General features: G+C 50.8%; 18 protein-coding genes. 17 read left to right on the top strand and 1 reads right to left on the bottom strand.

The genetic code is table 11. From position 1 onward, the window contains the following. The first annotated feature begins 36 nt into the window (after nucleotides 1–36). The 4 genes from grpE (at nucleotide 37) to H9Q78_RS04440 (ending at nucleotide 4,276) form a co-directional block, all read left to right on the top strand. Nucleotides 37–663: a nucleotide exchange factor GrpE gene (gene grpE / locus H9Q78_RS04455; RefSeq protein ID WP_249304738.1), complete on the top strand. Its 627-nt coding sequence runs from the start codon at nucleotides 37–39 to the stop codon at nucleotides 661–663. Nucleotides 664–713: 50 nt separating this feature from the next. Further along, on the top strand, nucleotides 714–2,582 hold the full coding sequence (dnaK, locus tag H9Q78_RS04450; protein WP_249303802.1) for a molecular chaperone DnaK: 1,869 nt from the start codon (nucleotides 714–716) through the stop codon (nucleotides 2,580–2,582). A 116-nt stretch (nucleotides 2,583–2,698) separates the two neighbouring features. Next, nucleotides 2,699–3,850: a molecular chaperone DnaJ gene (gene dnaJ / locus H9Q78_RS04445; protein ID WP_249303801.1), complete on the top strand. Its 1,152-nt coding sequence runs from the start codon at nucleotides 2,699–2,701 to the stop codon at nucleotides 3,848–3,850. A gap of 96 nt (nucleotides 3,851–3,946) precedes the next feature. After that, nucleotides 3,947–4,276, top strand: coding sequence for a hypothetical protein (locus H9Q78_RS04440; RefSeq protein ID WP_249303800.1), 330 nt, complete (start codon nucleotides 3,947–3,949; stop codon nucleotides 4,274–4,276). 186 nt (nucleotides 4,277–4,462) lie between these two features. Here H9Q78_RS04440 and H9Q78_RS04435 read toward each other — a convergent pair whose 3' ends face one another. Further along, on the bottom strand, nucleotides 4,463–4,822 hold the full coding sequence (locus tag H9Q78_RS04435; RefSeq protein ID WP_249303799.1) for a hypothetical protein: 360 nt from the start codon (nucleotides 4,820–4,822) through the stop codon (nucleotides 4,463–4,465). 203 nt (nucleotides 4,823–5,025) lie between these two features. Between H9Q78_RS04435 and H9Q78_RS04430 the strand changes: the two genes are divergently transcribed. From H9Q78_RS04430 to purE, 13 genes are all read left to right on the top strand, one after another. Continuing rightward, complete coding sequence (locus tag H9Q78_RS04430; protein WP_249303798.1) at nucleotides 5,026–6,318, top strand: Na+/H+ antiporter NhaC family protein; 1,293 nt, start codon at nucleotides 5,026–5,028, stop codon at nucleotides 6,316–6,318. Nucleotides 6,319–6,434: 116 nt separating this feature from the next. Continuing rightward, nucleotides 6,435–7,712 carry a dihydroorotase gene (locus H9Q78_RS04425; RefSeq protein WP_249303797.1) on the top strand — a complete coding sequence of 426 codons (1,278 nt, stop codon included), beginning with the start codon at nucleotides 6,435–6,437 and terminating at the stop codon, nucleotides 7,710–7,712. Nucleotides 7,713–7,728: 16 nt separating this feature from the next. After that, nucleotides 7,729–8,658 carry an orotidine-5'-phosphate decarboxylase gene (gene pyrF / locus H9Q78_RS04420; protein ID WP_249303796.1) on the top strand — a complete coding sequence of 310 codons (930 nt, stop codon included), beginning with the start codon at nucleotides 7,729–7,731 and terminating at the stop codon, nucleotides 8,656–8,658. 41 nt (nucleotides 8,659–8,699) lie between these two features. Further along, nucleotides 8,700–9,470 (top strand): dihydroorotate dehydrogenase electron transfer subunit, encoded by a 771-nt coding sequence (locus H9Q78_RS04415; protein ID WP_249303794.1) that lies wholly within the window; start codon nucleotides 8,700–8,702, stop codon nucleotides 9,468–9,470. Continuing rightward, complete coding sequence (locus H9Q78_RS04410; protein ID WP_249303793.1) at nucleotides 9,467–10,369, top strand: dihydroorotate dehydrogenase; 903 nt, start codon at nucleotides 9,467–9,469, stop codon at nucleotides 10,367–10,369. Before H9Q78_RS04415 ends, H9Q78_RS04410 begins: the two co-directional genes overlap by 4 nt. A gap of 58 nt (nucleotides 10,370–10,427) precedes the next feature. After that, a complete protein-coding gene (gene pyrE, locus H9Q78_RS04405) occupies nucleotides 10,428–11,105 on the top strand; it encodes an orotate phosphoribosyltransferase (RefSeq protein ID WP_249303792.1) in 678 nt (225 codons plus the stop codon). A gap of 11 nt (nucleotides 11,106–11,116) precedes the next feature. Beyond that, nucleotides 11,117–11,269: a hypothetical protein gene (locus tag H9Q78_RS04400; RefSeq protein WP_249303791.1), complete on the top strand. Its 153-nt coding sequence runs from the start codon at nucleotides 11,117–11,119 to the stop codon at nucleotides 11,267–11,269. 21 nt (nucleotides 11,270–11,290) lie between these two features. Next, the gene (locus H9Q78_RS04395) at nucleotides 11,291–11,761 is read left to right on the top strand and encodes a VanZ family protein (protein WP_283245061.1); all 471 of its coding nucleotides are present in this window, start codon (nucleotides 11,291–11,293) and stop codon (nucleotides 11,759–11,761) included. Nucleotides 11,762–11,785: 24 nt separating this feature from the next. Further along, nucleotides 11,786–12,121, top strand: a complete 336-nt coding sequence (locus tag H9Q78_RS04390; RefSeq protein WP_249303790.1) for a DUF6142 family protein — start codon at nucleotides 11,786–11,788, stop codon at nucleotides 12,119–12,121. A gap of 11 nt (nucleotides 12,122–12,132) precedes the next feature. Beyond that, nucleotides 12,133–12,768, top strand: a complete 636-nt coding sequence (locus H9Q78_RS04385) for an HD domain-containing protein (protein WP_249303789.1) — start codon at nucleotides 12,133–12,135, stop codon at nucleotides 12,766–12,768. A 39-nt stretch (nucleotides 12,769–12,807) separates the two neighbouring features. Then, nucleotides 12,808–13,113, top strand: a complete 306-nt coding sequence (locus H9Q78_RS04380) for a hypothetical protein (RefSeq protein ID WP_231062698.1) — start codon at nucleotides 12,808–12,810, stop codon at nucleotides 13,111–13,113. 62 nt (nucleotides 13,114–13,175) lie between these two features. Continuing rightward, nucleotides 13,176–15,197, top strand: a complete 2,022-nt coding sequence (locus H9Q78_RS04375; RefSeq protein ID WP_249304734.1) for an aminopeptidase — start codon at nucleotides 13,176–13,178, stop codon at nucleotides 15,195–15,197. Between the two features lie 119 nt (nucleotides 15,198–15,316). After that, complete coding sequence (gene purE, locus H9Q78_RS04370; protein WP_249303787.1) at nucleotides 15,317–15,829, top strand: 5-(carboxyamino)imidazole ribonucleotide mutase; 513 nt, start codon at nucleotides 15,317–15,319, stop codon at nucleotides 15,827–15,829. The last annotated feature ends 10 nt before the right edge of the window (nucleotides 15,830–15,839 follow it).

The following is a 15,839-nucleotide window of genomic DNA, read 5'->3' as shown; positions in this document are numbered from 1 at the left end:
GTGTCGGATACAGATAAGAACTATACAGAAGAAATGATGGAAGATTTGGAATCAGATTCAGCGGAGGATACTCTGGAAGAAGCGGTTCTGAATTGTGACGGAGAAGGCAGCCAAAGGCAGGAAGCCGGGAGCGGAGAGACGCAGGCAGGCGGGCAGGAAAAAGAAGCCGGAGAAGAAAAAGAAGAGCCGGAGAAAAAGGGATTTTTCAAAAAGAAAGAAAAGAAAGATAAAAAAGATGTTCAGATAGAAGAATTGAATGACAGGCTGAAGCGTTCCATGGCGGAATTTGAAAATTTCCGGAAAAGGACGGAAAAAGAGAAAGCGGCCATGTATGAGATCGGAGCCAAAAGCGTGATTGAGAAGATCCTTCCCGTGGTGGATAATTTCGAGCGTGGTATGGCGACGCTTAGTGAAAAAGAAGCCCAGACTCCTTTTGCAGAGGGGATGGATAAAATATATAAGCAGCTTCTTACGACCCTTGAGTCTATGGATGTGAAGGCCATAGATGCGGTAGGGCAGGAGTTCAACCCGGATTTCCACAATGCCGTGATGCATGTGGAGGATGAGGAGAGCGGTGAGAATATCATCGTTGAAGAATTCCAGAAGGGCTATCTATACCGGGACAGCGTGGTTCGCCACAGCATGGTAAAGGTGGCAAATTAAGTCACAGAAACAGAAGTTTACACATTTTGAGAATATAGGAGGAAATTATTATGGGAAAAATCATAGGCATTGACTTAGGTACAACAAATTCATGCGTAGCAGTTATGGAAGGCGGAAAGCCTGTAGTTATCGCGAATACAGAGGGCGTGAGGACAACTCCTTCTGTCGTGGCTTTTACGAAAAATGGTGAAAGACTGGTAGGTGAGCCGGCAAAACGTCAGGCGGTCACCAACTCCGAGCGGACTATCTCTTCCATTAAAAGACATATGGGAACCGATTATAAGGTAGATATCGACGGAAAGAAATATTCTCCTCAGGAGATTTCCGCGATGATTCTTCAGAAGCTGAAGGCCGACGCAGAGAGCTATCTGGGTGAAAAGGTGACGGAAGCTGTCATCACTGTTCCCGCTTATTTCAATGACGCACAGCGTCAGGCAACTAAGGACGCGGGCAAAATCGCCGGCCTGGATGTGAAGAGAATCATCAATGAGCCGACGGCGGCAGCTCTGGCCTACGGACTTGACAATGAAAAAGAACAGAAGATCATGGTATACGATCTGGGCGGCGGTACCTTCGACGTATCCATCATCGAGATTGGCGACGGCGTGATCGAGGTTTTGGCAACCTCCGGTGACAACCGTCTGGGCGGCGACGACTTTGACGCAAAGGTCACCGACTATATGATCGCAGAATTCAAGAGGACGGAGGGCGTCGACCTGTCAAATGACAAGATGGCTCTTCAGAGACTGAAAGAAGCGGCTGAAAAGGCGAAAAAGGAACTGTCCTCCGCTACGACTACGAACATCAACCTTCCCTTCATCACTGCGACCAGTGAAGGACCGAAGCATTTCGATATGAATCTGACCCGGGCAAAATTTGACGAACTGACCCATGACCTGGTGGAGAGAACGGCAGTGCCCGTACAGAATGCCCTGAGGGATGCAGGACTGTCTGCTTCCGATTTGGGAAAAGTGCTTTTAGTCGGCGGTTCCACTCGTGTGCCTGCCGTACAGGACAGAGTAAAACTCCTGACCGGCAAAGAGCCTTCCAAGAACCTGAATCCTGATGAATGTGTGGCAATCGGCGCTTCCATCCAGGGCGGCAAGCTGGCAGGCGACGCAGGCGCAGGCGATATCCTCCTTCTGGATGTCACACCTCTTTCCCTGTCCATCGAGACCATGGGAGGCATAGCTACACGGCTGATCGAGCGGAATACTACTATTCCGACAAAGCACAGCCAGGTGTTCTCCACCGCTGCGGATAATCAGACCGCTGTGGACATCAACGTACTTCAGGGTGAGAGACAGTTTGCAAAGGACAACAAGAGTCTCGGTCAGTTCCGCTTAGACGGGATTCCGCCTGCAAGAAGAGGTGTGCCGCAGATTGAAGTTACCTTTGATATTGACGCCAACGGTATCGTAAATGTATCCGCCAAGGATCTTGGTACCGGAAAAGAGCAGCACATCACAATCACAGCCGGCTCCAATATGTCGGAAGACGATATTGACAAAGCGGTGAAAGAGGCGGCTGAGTTCGAGGCACAGGATAAGAAACGGAAAGAATCCATCGATGCAAGGAATGAAGCGGATTCTCTGGTGTTCCAGACAGAGAAAGCGCTGGAGGAAGCCGGCAGCAAGCTGGATGCTTCCGAAAAAGCTGCGGTGGAAGAGGACTTGAAAGCGCTGAAGGCAGTGGTCGATGCTACGGCAAACGGAGAAATCTCCGATGCACAGCTGGATGAGCTGAAAGCTGGAAAAGAAAAGCTGATGAACAGCGCGCAGGCACTCTTTGCTAAGATGTATGAGCAGGCTCAGGGGGCGGCTGGCGCACAGGGCGCAGGCCCTGACATGGGCGCCGGAGCCGGCGGAGCAGGCCAGGCAGACGATGATGTGGTAGATGCGGATTATAAAGAAGTTTGATCCCCCTCCCTTTTTCCTATGATTCAGGGCGGCCCCTTCCGGGGCCTGCCTTGAATCTTTTGGCGTATTCAAGGACAATAGAAAACAGGGGAGAACAGAGAGAAAGGTGAAGAGAAGTGGCTGAGAATAAGAGAGATTATTATGAGGTTCTGGGCGTTCCCAAAGATGCCGACGATGCGGCGCTTAAGAAGGCATACCGGGCCCTTGCCAAGAAATATCATCCCGACACCAATCAGGGGAATGCAGACGCAGAGGCGAAATTTAAGGAAGCTTCTGAGGCATATGCCGTGCTGAGCGATCCAGAAAAACGGCGCCAGTATGACCAGTTTGGCCATGCGGCTTTTGAAAACGGAGCAGGCGGGGCAGGAGGCTTCGGCGGATTTGATTTCAGCGGCGCGGATATGGGCGACATTTTCGGCGATATTTTCGGCGATTTGTTCGGAGGCGGCAGAAGCCGCGGCCGCGCGGGCAACGAACCCATGCGCGGAGCCAATCTGCGGACCAGTATCCGGATTACATTTGAGGAAGCGCTGTTTGGCTGTGAACGGGAAATTGAGCTGACGACTAAAGATGAATGTAAGGATTGCCATGGTACCGGGGCCAAACCGGGCACGAAGCCGGAAACCTGCCCGAAATGCAACGGGAAAGGCCAGGTGGTCTATACACAGCAGTCCATGTTTGGCATGGTGAGGAACGTGCAGACGTGTCCCGAGTGCGGAGGCACGGGGAAGATCATCAAGGAGAAGTGTCCTACCTGCAGAGGGACAGGAAACACCAGCTCAAAGAAACGGATCGCGGTCTCCATTCCTGCCGGTATTGACAATGGACAGAGTGTCCGCATCCGGGGAAAAGGAGAGCTTGGCGTAAACGGCGGAGAGCGTGGAGATCTGCTGGTGGAGGTCGTGGTCTCCAATCATCCCATCTTCAAACGGCAGGATACCAGCATCTATTCAACGGTTCCGATTTCCTTTGCCCAGGCGGCTTTGGGCGGCGAGATAAAGATCAAGACCGTGGATGGAGAGGTCCTTTATAATGTGTCGCCCGGAACGCAGACGGATACGAAGATCCGGCTGAAAGGAAAAGGCGTGCCTTATCTGCGGAACAAGAATGTCAGAGGCGATCACTATGTGACTTTGGTGGTGAAGGTGCCGGAGAAGCTGACAAAGGAGCAGAAGGAGGCTCTTCAGAAGTTCCAGGAGACAATGGGAGAGGCTGGAGAAGCAAATCCTGCAGAAGAGAAGCATAAAAAGAAGGGTTTTTTTAAATAATATATTTTGAACAGCTTTTCTCATCGGATGGTTTCCTTTTTGGGAAAAATGTGTTATGCTAGGGAATAGAAAATTATTAGATTGCGGGATGAGAAAATGGATAAAAAACAGGCAAAGAAAGTGATTTTGCGCAGGCTTCTCGGCGTATTTGTACTCCTTATCGCGTGTGTGGCGGGCGGTATGCTCATGTCGGGCCCCAGGCGTTCTCAGGCCTCAGCCCTGGGCGGACAAGCGGAGATCCAGGAGGCGGAAGCGCTCCCGGCAGTTTCATCCGGGGATACCGATGGCGAGAGCGATCCGTTTATTTATTACTTTATGATTGCCCTGATTATCTTTGTAGTGATCGTCGGAGCAGTGATTGCTGTGGTCAGTACCATTTCATCCGTATCGGCAGCCATTGCCGATGAGGACGGAGAAGAGGACTGAAAGCGGAAAACGGCTGATATTAAAGGGTTGTCGTGAAATGTGTGAAATTTTGCGGCGGCCCTTTTTTCTTATCTCGTAGTTGACAGGCCCTCCAAAGATTGAGGGGAATGGGAGTTTGAGGTGGGCTTGCCCGCTTTGATTATATGATACAAAACACTTTTTGGAATCATTTTTAGTAAGCTTCGATCAAGCCACAGTTAACACCGGCAGAAGTTCCGGGCCGTCACGATTTCGGTTCGCTGGCGATGCAGGGACCGCTTTATCCCCGCTCCAGGAGTACCGTTCACATGTCGGCATGAAATCTTGATGATTTCCCGTCTCCGGTTCGCTCAGAAACGGAATCGGTATTTCCGTTTCTGCCTCCCTCCGCCTGGGGAACACCGGCCGCTGCCCTGCGGCGCTCACCTTTAGGCCGGTCCGGAATTTTTCTGCCGGTATCCTGTCTGCCGCACCGTTTCGAATGATTTCCGTTCCCTTGATTCCAAAAAAGTATTGGATATCCACACGGCCCGCGCGCACCGCAGCGGGCTGCAGTGTCCGCTCCAATGGTTTTCAAAACACGCGGAAGCCTTATCTCGGTGCGGAAAGAGGAGCAGGAGGAATAATCTGATTCATAAGACAAATTTATTTTAAAAGTATTCAAAGGTATACCCAAGGGCATCCCTTAATTCATGCCCTCCGGGCAGACGCACTTCGTGCGTCAAGGTATAATAGGAAATACTATAAAGTGAACGAGCGAGGAGTATGAAATGGAAAAAGTGAGAGAAAAGGGAAATATCTGGGGGCTGTTACCCATCGGCGTATTTTTGGTCCTGTTTCTGGGGGTGGGTTTAATAAGCGGTGATTTCTATGCGATGCCGGCCATTGTGGCGTTTCTGATCGCTCTCTTGGTAGCTTTCGTACAGAACAGGAAGCTGCCGTTTTCCGAGAAGCTCAAGGTGATAGCAAAAGGAGTGGGAGATGAGAACATCATCACCATGTGCCTGATCTTTTTGGCGGCCGGAGCGTTTTCAGGCGCGGTAAAAGCAGCGGGCGGGGCGGACAGTACAGTCGCCCTGGGCCTTTATATCCTTCCGCCTAAGATTGCTGTGGCAGGGCTCATGCTGATCGGGTGCTTTATGTCGATTTCCATGGGCACCAGCATGGGAACCATAGGAGCGCTGGCTCCCATAGCTGTGGGAATCAGCCAGAAGACAGGATTTTCCATGGCCATTTGTATCGGGGCGGTCGTCAGCGGAGCCATGTTCGGCGACAATCTGTCCATGATCTCCGACACCACTATTGCAGCGGTCCGGACCCAGGGCTGTGAGATGAGGGACAAGTTCAGGGAGAATTTTCTGCTGGTCCTTCCAGCGGCACTGATCTCTCTGGCCATATATGTGCTCATCAGCCGGAATACTTCGTTTCAGGTGACTCTGGAGGGGAGCTTTAATCTCTGGCAGGTGCTTCCCTATATTGTTGTGCTGATCGGAGCGCTGGCAGGAGTCAATGTATTTTTGGTGCTGATAGGAGGCACGGTCCTTTCTCTGATCGCGGGAGTAGGTACCGGGACGATCGCGCTGTCCCAGATGTTCTCTGTGATGGGAGAAGGCGTGACTTCCATGTATGATATCACCGTCATTTCCATCATCGTGGCCTGCATTGTTTCCCTGGTGAAGAAAAATGGAGGGATTACCTGTATCTTGAATCTGATCCATAAAAGGATTCATGGAAAAAAGGGCGGAGAGCTGGGAATCGCTGTTCTGTCGGTACTGGTGGATATGGCGACGGCCAACAATACTGTGGCCATTGTGATCGCAGGGCCGATCGCAAAGGAAATCAGCACGGATTATGGGATTTCGCCCAGGCGGACAGCTTCGCTGCTGGATATCTTTGCTTCTGTGACCCAGGGACTGATTCCCTACGGTGCACAGCTTTTGCTGGCGGCGGGGCAGACGGGACTGTCGCCTCTTCAGATTATTCCTTACACATTTTATCCGGTGATCATGGGCGTGACTGTCGTCATCTTTATCATGCTGAGAAAGCAGAAGCAGACAGAATAAATGGCTTTCCGGCATGGAGGCCGTCGGGCGATAAAACTGGACGAACGAAAAAGCTTATGCTAGAATAGATACGACAGGCACGCATATAAGAGAACAGGAAAGAAAGGCGTGGATTCATGAAATTATTGATAAAGAACGGACATGTGATTGACCCGGATACCGGGAAAGACGGGATATTTGATGTGCTGACGGAGGATGGGAAGATTCTCCGGGTAGCGCAGGATATTGAAGAAGAGGCCGGAAGAGTCGTGAATGCGGAAGGCTTCTATGTGATGCCGGGGATCATCGATCTGCATGTGCATCTTCGCGATCCGGGGCTGGAATATAAGGAAACACTTCATACCGGCGGTTTGGCGGCTGCCAGGGGAGGCGTCACTACCATGTGCGCCATGCCCAATACCATACCGGTCACAGACAGCCCCGAGATGATCAGGAGCCAGACACTGCGGGCGGCGGCAGAGTGCCCGGTACACGTTTCCTTCATTGGTGCGGTGACAAAGGGGCAGCAGGGCACGGAGATCACGGATATCGCCGGGATGAAGAAAGAAGGTATGGCTTTTATCAGCGAGGACGGCAAATCGGTGATGGACGCGGGGCTGTACCGGGATGCCATGAAAACGGCGGCCCGCGAGGGAGTTACGGTACTGGCGCACTGCGAGGATAAGAACATGGTGGCCGGCGGAGTGATGAATGAGTGCGAAAAGTCCAGAAAAATGGGACTTCCCGGCATCACAAACGGGGTAGAGGATGTGATAGTTGCAAGGGACATCCTGATTGCAAAGGAGACAGGGGCTAAGCTGCATCTTTGCCACTGCTCTACAAAAGACAGCGTGGAGATGATCCGGCTCGCCAAGGAAGCGGGCCTTCCGGTGACGGCAGAGGTATGCCCCCATCACTTTGCCTTGACCAGTAGCGATATCCCGGAGGACGATGCCAATTATAAGATGAACCCGCCTCTGCGGGAAAAAGAGGATGTAGACGCTTTGATTGACGGACTGAAGCGCGGTATCATCGATGTGATTGCCACAGACCACGCACCCCATGGAGAAGAGGAAAAGGAAAAAGGCTTTGCCGGCGCGCCCTTTGGTATTGTGGGGCTGGAGACATCGGTGGCTGTTACCATGACGGAGCTGGTTCATAAGGGCATCCTGACCCCCATGGAGATGGCAGAGCGGATGAGCCATGCGCCTGCCAGGATACTGGGAGTCGACAAAGGAAGCCTGGCAGAAGGGAAATGTGCTGACATTGTCCTGATCGATCCGGACAGAGAATATGTCATCCATAAAGAAGATTTTGTATCAAAGGGAAAAAATACGCCCTTTGAAGGAAAAAAGGTGAAGGGCCAGGTGGTGATGACCATTGTGGACGGAGCCGTTGTATACGAAGCAGAATGATAGCAGGAGGAAACAAATGATCAACAAGCTGTGTGAAAAAATAAAGAAATTGGGAGCGCCCGTCGTGGCAGGCCTGGATCCGATGCTTTCCTATGTGCCTGAGCATATTTTAAAAAGATCTTTTGAGGAATATGGAGAAACCTTAAAGGGAGCGGCAGATGCCATTTGGCAGTTCAATAAAGGGATCGTGGATTCTGTCTGTGACTTGATTCCTGCTGTGAAGCCCCAGATAGCCATGTATGAGCAGTTTGGCGTAGAAGGTATGGAAGCATATAAAAAGACGGTGGATTACTGCCATGAAAAGGATCTGATCGTGATCGGCGATGTGAAGCGCGGGGATATTGGCTCCACTTCGGCGGCGTATGCCACGGGTCATCTGGGCAGAGTTCAGGTGGGAAATACGGTCCAGAAGGTTTTTGACGAGGATTTTGCCACGGTCAATCCATATCTGGGAACGGACGGCATCAAACCTTTTGTAGATGTCTGCAAGGAGGAGAAAAAGGGAATCTTCATCTTGGTCAAGACCTCCAATCCATCCAGCGGGGAGTTTCAGGACAGGCTCATGGACGGCCGGCCCTTGTATGAGTGGGTGGGTGAAAAGGTGGCCCAGTGGGGAGAAGCGTGCATGGGAGACTCTTACAGCTATGTGGGAGCTGTCGTGGGCGCAACTTATCCGGAAATGGGAAAGGTGCTGAGAAAGGTCATGCCCAAGTCCTTTATCCTGGTTCCCGGCTACGGAGCACAGGGAGGAAAAGCGGCGGATCTGGTCCCTTATTTCAACGAGGACGGTCTGGGCGCGATTGTCAACTCTTCCAGGGGTATCATTGCGGCATATAAAAAAGAGCCTTATGCTAAGTTTGGGGCGGAGAATTTTGGAGAAGCATCCAGACAGGCAGTGCTCGATATGATCGCAGATATAAACGGAGCGCTGCAGGCACATATATAAAGGCGGACTATAAAAGATAAAGAGCAGGAGATCGTTCAGATATGGCGAAGAGAAAAGAGACGGCCAGAATCCTTTCGCAGGAGTCCTTGGCGCCGGGCATATACAGTATGTGGATTGAAACGGAAATGGCGGAGGAAGCCGGGCCGGGACAGTTCCTGTCCCTTTACAGCAAAGACGGTTCCAGACTTCTGCCGCGCCCCATAAGTATTTGTGAGATCTCAAAAGGGCGAATCCGTTTGGTTTACCGGATCGCCGGGAAAGGGACTGAGGAGTTTGCAGCATATAAGGCCGGTGATTCGATTCCCGTCCTTGGTCCTTTGGGGAATGGATTCCCCCTGGAAGCGGCAGAAAATAAGCGCGCATTTCTGATCGGAGGGGGAATCGGAGTTCCCCCTATGCTGGAGCTTGCGAAAAGGCTTCCCGGAGAAAAAAAGCTGATCATGGGATACCGGAACAGCCATATGTTCTTAAAAGAGGAATTTGAACACGAGGGACCGCTTTATGTGGCGACGGAGGATGGAAGCTTTGGAACTTCGGGGAATGTCCTGGATGCCATCAGGGAACATGACCTTTCGGCGGATGTGCTCTATGCCTGCGGGCCGGCGCCGATGCTCCGGGCTCTGAAGGATTATGCGTCGGAGCGGGGGATTGAGGCATGGATATCGCTGGAGGAAAGGATGGCCTGCGGCGTCGGCGCGTGTCTGGCATGTATCTGTCAGTCAAAAGAAGTGGACAGCCACAGTCAGGTGCATAATAAGAGAATCTGTAAAGACGGGCCGGTATTCCGGGCGGAGGAGGTGGAGCTTAGATGAATCTGTCGGTAGATTTGGCGGGGGTGACCCTTAAAAACCCGGTGATGACGGCATCCGGAACCTTTGGCTCCGGGCAGGAATACAGCGAATTTGTGGACCTTAGCCGTTTAGGAGCCGTGGTGACAAAAGGCGTGGCCAATGTGCCTTGGCCGGGGAATCCTGCGCCCAGGATCGCGGAGACCTATGGAGGGATGATCAATGCCATCGGCCTTCAGAATCCAGGAATCGATGTGTTTGTCAAGCGGGATATTCCGTTTCTCAGACAATATGATACCAGGATCATCGTCAATGTCTGCGGAAAGACCACGGAAGATTATGTGGAAGTGGTGGAACGCCTGGCGGATGAGCCGGTGGATATGCTGGAGATCAACATCTCCTGTCCAAACGTAAGGGAAGGCGGGATCGCTTTCGGACAGGATACAAAGGCGGCTGAGACCATCACGAGAGCCGTGAAAGAAAAAGCGGCTCAGCCGGTCATCATGAAGCTGAGCCCCAATGTGACGGATATCGGGGAAATGGCAAAGGCAGTTGAGGCCGGCGGAGCCGATGCGATCTCTCTTATCAATACCATCACGGGAATGAAGATTGATATCCATAAGAGGACATTTGCCGTGGCAAATAAGACAGGCGGGCTGTCCGGACCCGCGGTGAAGCCGGTGGCGGTACGCATGGTATACCAGGCGGCGCAGGCGGTGAAGGTGCCTGTAATCGGGATGGGAGGTATTCTGTGCGCTGAGGATGCTCTGGAATTTATCCTGGCCGGCGCGTCAGCAGTGTCCGTGGGGACGGCAAACTTCCACAATCCATATGCCACGTCGGAGGTGGTGGATGGGATTCGCGCATATATGGAACGTTATGGAATTGAGGATATCAGGGAGCTGATCGGAGCAGTACGCTGAACCGGAGGCGGCTTTACGGAGTTGAGGAGCGGCATCAGAAAGGAGCAGGTGACAGGAAATGGAACAATATAAGGCAGAATTCATCGAATTCATGGTGGACTGTAAGGTTCTCAAATTTGGAGATTTTGTGACGAAGAGCGGGAGAAAGACTCCGTTTTTCATCAATACGGGGTTTTACCGGACAGGTGAGCAGCTGAGACGTCTGGGAGGCTATTATGCAAAAGCGATCGCGGACAGGTTCGGGACGGATTTTGATGTGCTGTTTGGACCGGCCTATAAAGGGATTCCTCTGAGCGTGGCGGCTTCCATCGCGATCAGCACCCAGTATGGCGCCGATATCCGCTACTGTTCCAACAGAAAGGAAATCAAGGACCATGGGGACAAGGGGATTCTTCTTGGGAGCCCCATTGAGGACGGTGACAAGGTGGTCATCATCGAGGATGTGACCACAGCGGGGACTTCCATAGGCGAGACACTGCCCATCATTAAGGCACAAGGTGACATAGAGGTGCTTGGTCTGGTGGTTTCGGTGGATCGGATGGAGCGGGGACAGGGAAGCAAGTCCGCTCTGAGGGAAATCCATGAAAAATATGGTCTGGAGACTGCGTCTATCGTGACCATGGCGGACGTGGTGGAGCACCTGTACAACAGGCCTTATAAAGGCGAGATCATCATCGACGATACATTAAAAGCAGCTATTGACGCATATTATGAACAATATGGAGCAGAAGAGTAGGAGGTGTCCGGATGGGTGAAAAAGTATATAAAACAATGAAGAGCACAGGCGCCTTTTCCATTGTGATGGGAATCGTCATCATAGTCGCGGGCCTCGTGGTAGGAATTGGAAGTATCGTGAGCGGCGCCTTTTTACTGAAACGGAAATCAGACATTACTTTTTGATGGAACACAAGGTGATCTGCATTGAAAAAACATTTTAGCACGAGAGCCGTCCGTTCCATCGGATGGATTCTATTTATATTTTATCTGGCGGGACTCACTTATTTTATGTTTTTTTCTGAGTCCCTGGGGAGGACGGACCTGTCTGTGGGATACCGGTATAATCTGGAGCCTTTCCGGGAGATATACCGCTGTATCCGGTACTGGGATGTATTAGGTCCTCTGAATGCCAGCATGAATCTGATCGGGAATATTGTTGCGTTTATGCCTTTTGGATTCATCCTCCCGATGCTGTGCCTGTCCAACAGAAGGTGGTATATCGTGTTTCTTTTGGGCCTGCTCTGCAGTCTTTGTATAGAGAGTCTTCAGTTGGTGACCAGGCGCGGCAGCTTTGACGTGGACGATCTGATGTTAAATACTCTTGGCAGCCTGGCAGGCTACTGGTGTTTTTTGATCGCGGCCCGGTTCAGAAGGCAGCTTCATAAAAAGAGATAAGAAATCAGTCAGGGGAGACTTAATTTGAACAGTTTGAACAGGAAGAAAACAAAGCTTTTTACAATTCATTTTTCCACAGCCGGAATGGTATCCATCCTGATATTTGTAGGCTCCCTGCTTTTTCTGGCGGCAGGGCTGGCCATTGCGTTCCGCACCTACGGGCATGGGGACGCGACCATAGCGGCTCTTGGATTTCTGGCATTTTTCCTGAATATCCTGGGCCTTATTTTTCCCATACGGGATGCAAGGAAAAGGGCGAAGGAAGAGGGTATGCCGGTATTGTCAAAGGTAGCCATCGGCCTAAATCTGGCGGGAATCGCAGGGATCATAACTATTTATGTAATGGGGATCATAATTTAGAGGGAATGAGTATGAAAAAAGATCACGATATGGAAAAACAGGAAATGGACGTGGACAGGCTGAAAAAACAGATGTCCTTTATTCTGGAGATGGATAAGAGCAAGCAGGTTTTTCGGCAGACTTATCTTTCCAACGCCAGCAGAAAGGAAAATGATGCGGAGCATTCCTGGCATCTGGCTCTTATGTGCGCTCTGATGAGCGAATACGCCAATGAGCCGATTGATGTGGCGAAGACCATGACAATGGTGCTTATCCATGATGTGATAGAAATAGACGCCGGAGACACCTATGCTTACGATGAGGCCGGAAATACGACAAAGAGAGATCGGGAGGTGAAGGCTGCGGACAGGATCTTCAGTCTTCTTCCGGAGGATCAGGGAAGATGGTTCCGCAGTCTGTGGGATGAGTTTGAGGCGGCGGAGACACCGGAAGCGAAATTTGCGCTGGCCTTGGACAAGATACAGCCGGTGCTGTTAAATGACGCGACAGACGGGCGGGCATGGGAAGAGCATGGCGTCCGGGTGTCCCAGATCCTTTCGAGGAACAGGAAGACACCGGAGGGGTCAGAGGAACTTTGGGAGTATACAAAGGGACTTATCGAGAAGAATGTAGCATTGGGAAAGATACAGGACGACAGGGAGAAATAGTGCCCGCGGTACATACTATAGGAAAAGAGGAAAAAGAAAATGTCAATCAACTCGTCATTCAGCTTTATCATAGCAGTTGTATTTTTATTTATGGGAGTACAGGTGCGCGGAGGGAAAATGGATTTCCTGGGAAAGAATGCTCAGGAACAGATAAAGCCTGAGGACAAGGCGGCTTATTGCAAAGAGATGAGTGTGCCGATATTTGTGCTTGCCGTGGTGGAGGCAATAGACGGCGTCCTCCAGACCATGGTGGATTTCAGCGGCTGGTCCATGCTCATGCTGGGCGCAGGCCTGGTCGTATGTTTTCTCTGGATCTATCTCATTCAAAGAAAATACAGCCGTTAATAGGAAACAGGGAGCTGACGGGATTGGAGAATACGATATTGTTGGAACGATACGGATTGTCAATGGGGCGTATCCGGGAAATTTATGCGGAATGCGGAACAACTGCCGCATATTTTAAAAGGCAGGCGGGTTTTCTGCTTTATCTGGATGAAGTTTATAGGGCGCTTAAACGGGAGAAGCGGGAAAAGACTGTCCCCTCCATGGAGGTGCTGCGGGAACGGAACCGCTGCCTTTATGAGGATATTTTAGGGGAAGCCTATGAATCGAGCTATGCGAATCCGGCATATGCTGTAAAAGAATTCGGTCTGGAAGCAGGCCGGATGTTTGCTTTTCTTTCATCGGAGCTTCGCGGGGGCATTGCCTATATTTATGAAGACCGTCTGGAGGAATGGACGCCGTGCCTGGAATTGTTTATTGAGATATATAACTTATATGAGTCCAAAGAAACGAATGAATTGACAGAAGAAACGTTTTTGTTGGGGGTGAAAGAAGCTCTCTATTATTTTGTAAGCGATTATTGTGATGTGACGGTGGTCAGGAGAATCCGGGAGCAGATCGATCCGTCCCTGGACTTCGCCGTGAGGATCATCATGGATCGGGAGCTTTCCGATCTGAGGTACCTATACCAGTTCGGAGAATATATTTCAGACAGCGAGCTGCGGACAGCTGCATTTCTGAACAGCCTGCCGGAGGAAACCATTGAGAAAATGGCGGCAGTCTATACGGAAGGATACCGCCGGGGGTTTGAGCTTGCAGGGATCGACCTTTCCAAAAAGAAGACGGTGGAGATTCGGTATTGTATCGGTTTTGAACGGGTAGTTAGGCAGGCGGTGAAGCAGTTTGAAAAAATGGGCCTGTCTCCTGTCCTATTCCGTGCGGCGGTGGGAGCCGCCAATAAACGACAGCATCTGAAAATCGGTTATTATGGCGCTTATGCCAATAAACAATATGAATATGACCACAGATTTGACAGCGCTCTTTTCCTTGACAAGGCTTACAAGGAGCGGAAGCTTTCTGTGATGCGGGTGGCATATGAGGAATACAAGGAGCTGGCGGCGGTCTACGCCGGCCCGGCAGTGATGGAGACTTTTGGGGAAACACCGTTTTCCTACCGGAATAAGCAGGAGGCGTTTTCCCTGAATGAAAAACAGAAACGTCTTTCTGTAGAACTGGCTTCCCAATCCAGTGAGATCGTAAATCAATATATCAAAGGAGAGGAACGGAGCTTTACGATTATTTCCTGGCCGGTTCCCGAGATCGGGAGAGATTTTGAAGAGATATTTAAAGAAACCATCCGGATCAATACGCTGGACTATGAGCAGTACAAGGAGATTCAGGGGATTTTGATCGATGCGCTGGATGAGGGAGAGTTTGTGGAGATAAGGGGAAGGAACGGAAACCGGACCGACCTTCGAGTCGCCCTCCATGTCCTTATAGACCGGGAGAAAGAGAGCAACTTTGAAAACTGCCTGGCCGATGTGAACATCCCTTTGGGAGAAGTCTTTACGTCACCCAGGCTTTCTGGGACTTATGGGGTGCTCCACGTATCTCAGATTTATATAAACGAGGTGGAGTATAAAAATTTGGAGATCCATTTCCGGGACGGAATGACCACGGAGTATTCCTGTTCTAATTATGAAACAGAAGAGGAGAACAGAAGCCTGGTAGAGGAAAATCTTCTTTATAACCATCCTGCCCTTCCCATGGGGGAGTTTGCCATTGGAACCAATACAGCCGCATACGCCATGGCAAAGAAGTATGGGATCATAGACAGGCTGAAGATTTTGATCATAGAAAAGATGGGGCCTCATTTTGCCATTGGAGACACCTGCTACAGCCATTCGGAGGATGTGAAGGTATATAATCCAGACGGAAAAGAGATCGTGGCAAGGGATAACGCGTGTTCCCTGAAGAGAAAAGAAGATCCTCAGAACGCGTATTTCAACTGCCATACAGATATTACGATCCCTTACGATGAGCTGGGAGAGATCGCCGTCCTGCGCGCGGACGGCAGCAGGACACCGGTCATCCTGGACGGAAGGTTCGTACTAAAGGGGACGGAGATGCTCAATGAGCCTTTTTAAATTTGAGTTTGCAGTCTTGTATATTCCGTGTGGTTTATGTTAGAATGAATAAGTTGAGATTTTGTAAAATATTATCATATATTGTCACAAACAAACAGTAGAAAAAGAGGAGAGAAAACATGGCAAAAGTAGGAATTATCATGGGAAGCGATTCTGACCTGGCCGTTATGAGCAAAGCGGCTGATATTCTGGACAAGCTTGGCGTGGATTACGAGATGACGATCATTTCCGCCCACAGGGAGCCGGATGTGTTTTTCGAATATGCGAAGTCAGCTGAGACAAAGGGGTTTAAGGTGATTATTGCAGGCGCTGGGATGGCGGCTCACCTGCCTGGAATGTGCGCGGCAATCTTCCCCATGCCCGTCATCGGTGTTCCGATGCATACCACATCCCTTGGCGGACGGGATTCCCTTTATTCCATCGTACAGATGCCTTCCGGCATTCCCGTGGCGACTGTAGCAATAAACGGCGGGGCCAACGCGGGCATTCTGGCGGCGAAAATTCTTGCCACCTCCGATGAGGCGCTGCTCGGCCGCCTGAAGGAGTATTCCGAGGAGCTTAAAGATCAAGTGGTTGCCAAAGCAGATAAGCTGCATGAGATCGGCCATAAAGAATATTTAAAACAGAAATAGGGTACGGGAG

The organism is Qiania dongpingensis, from assembly GCF_014337195.1.
GTDB classification, from domain to species: domain Bacteria; phylum Bacillota; class Clostridia; order Lachnospirales; family Lachnospiraceae; genus Lientehia; species Lientehia dongpingensis.
This window is presented reverse-complemented; position numbering and strand designations above follow the sequence as displayed.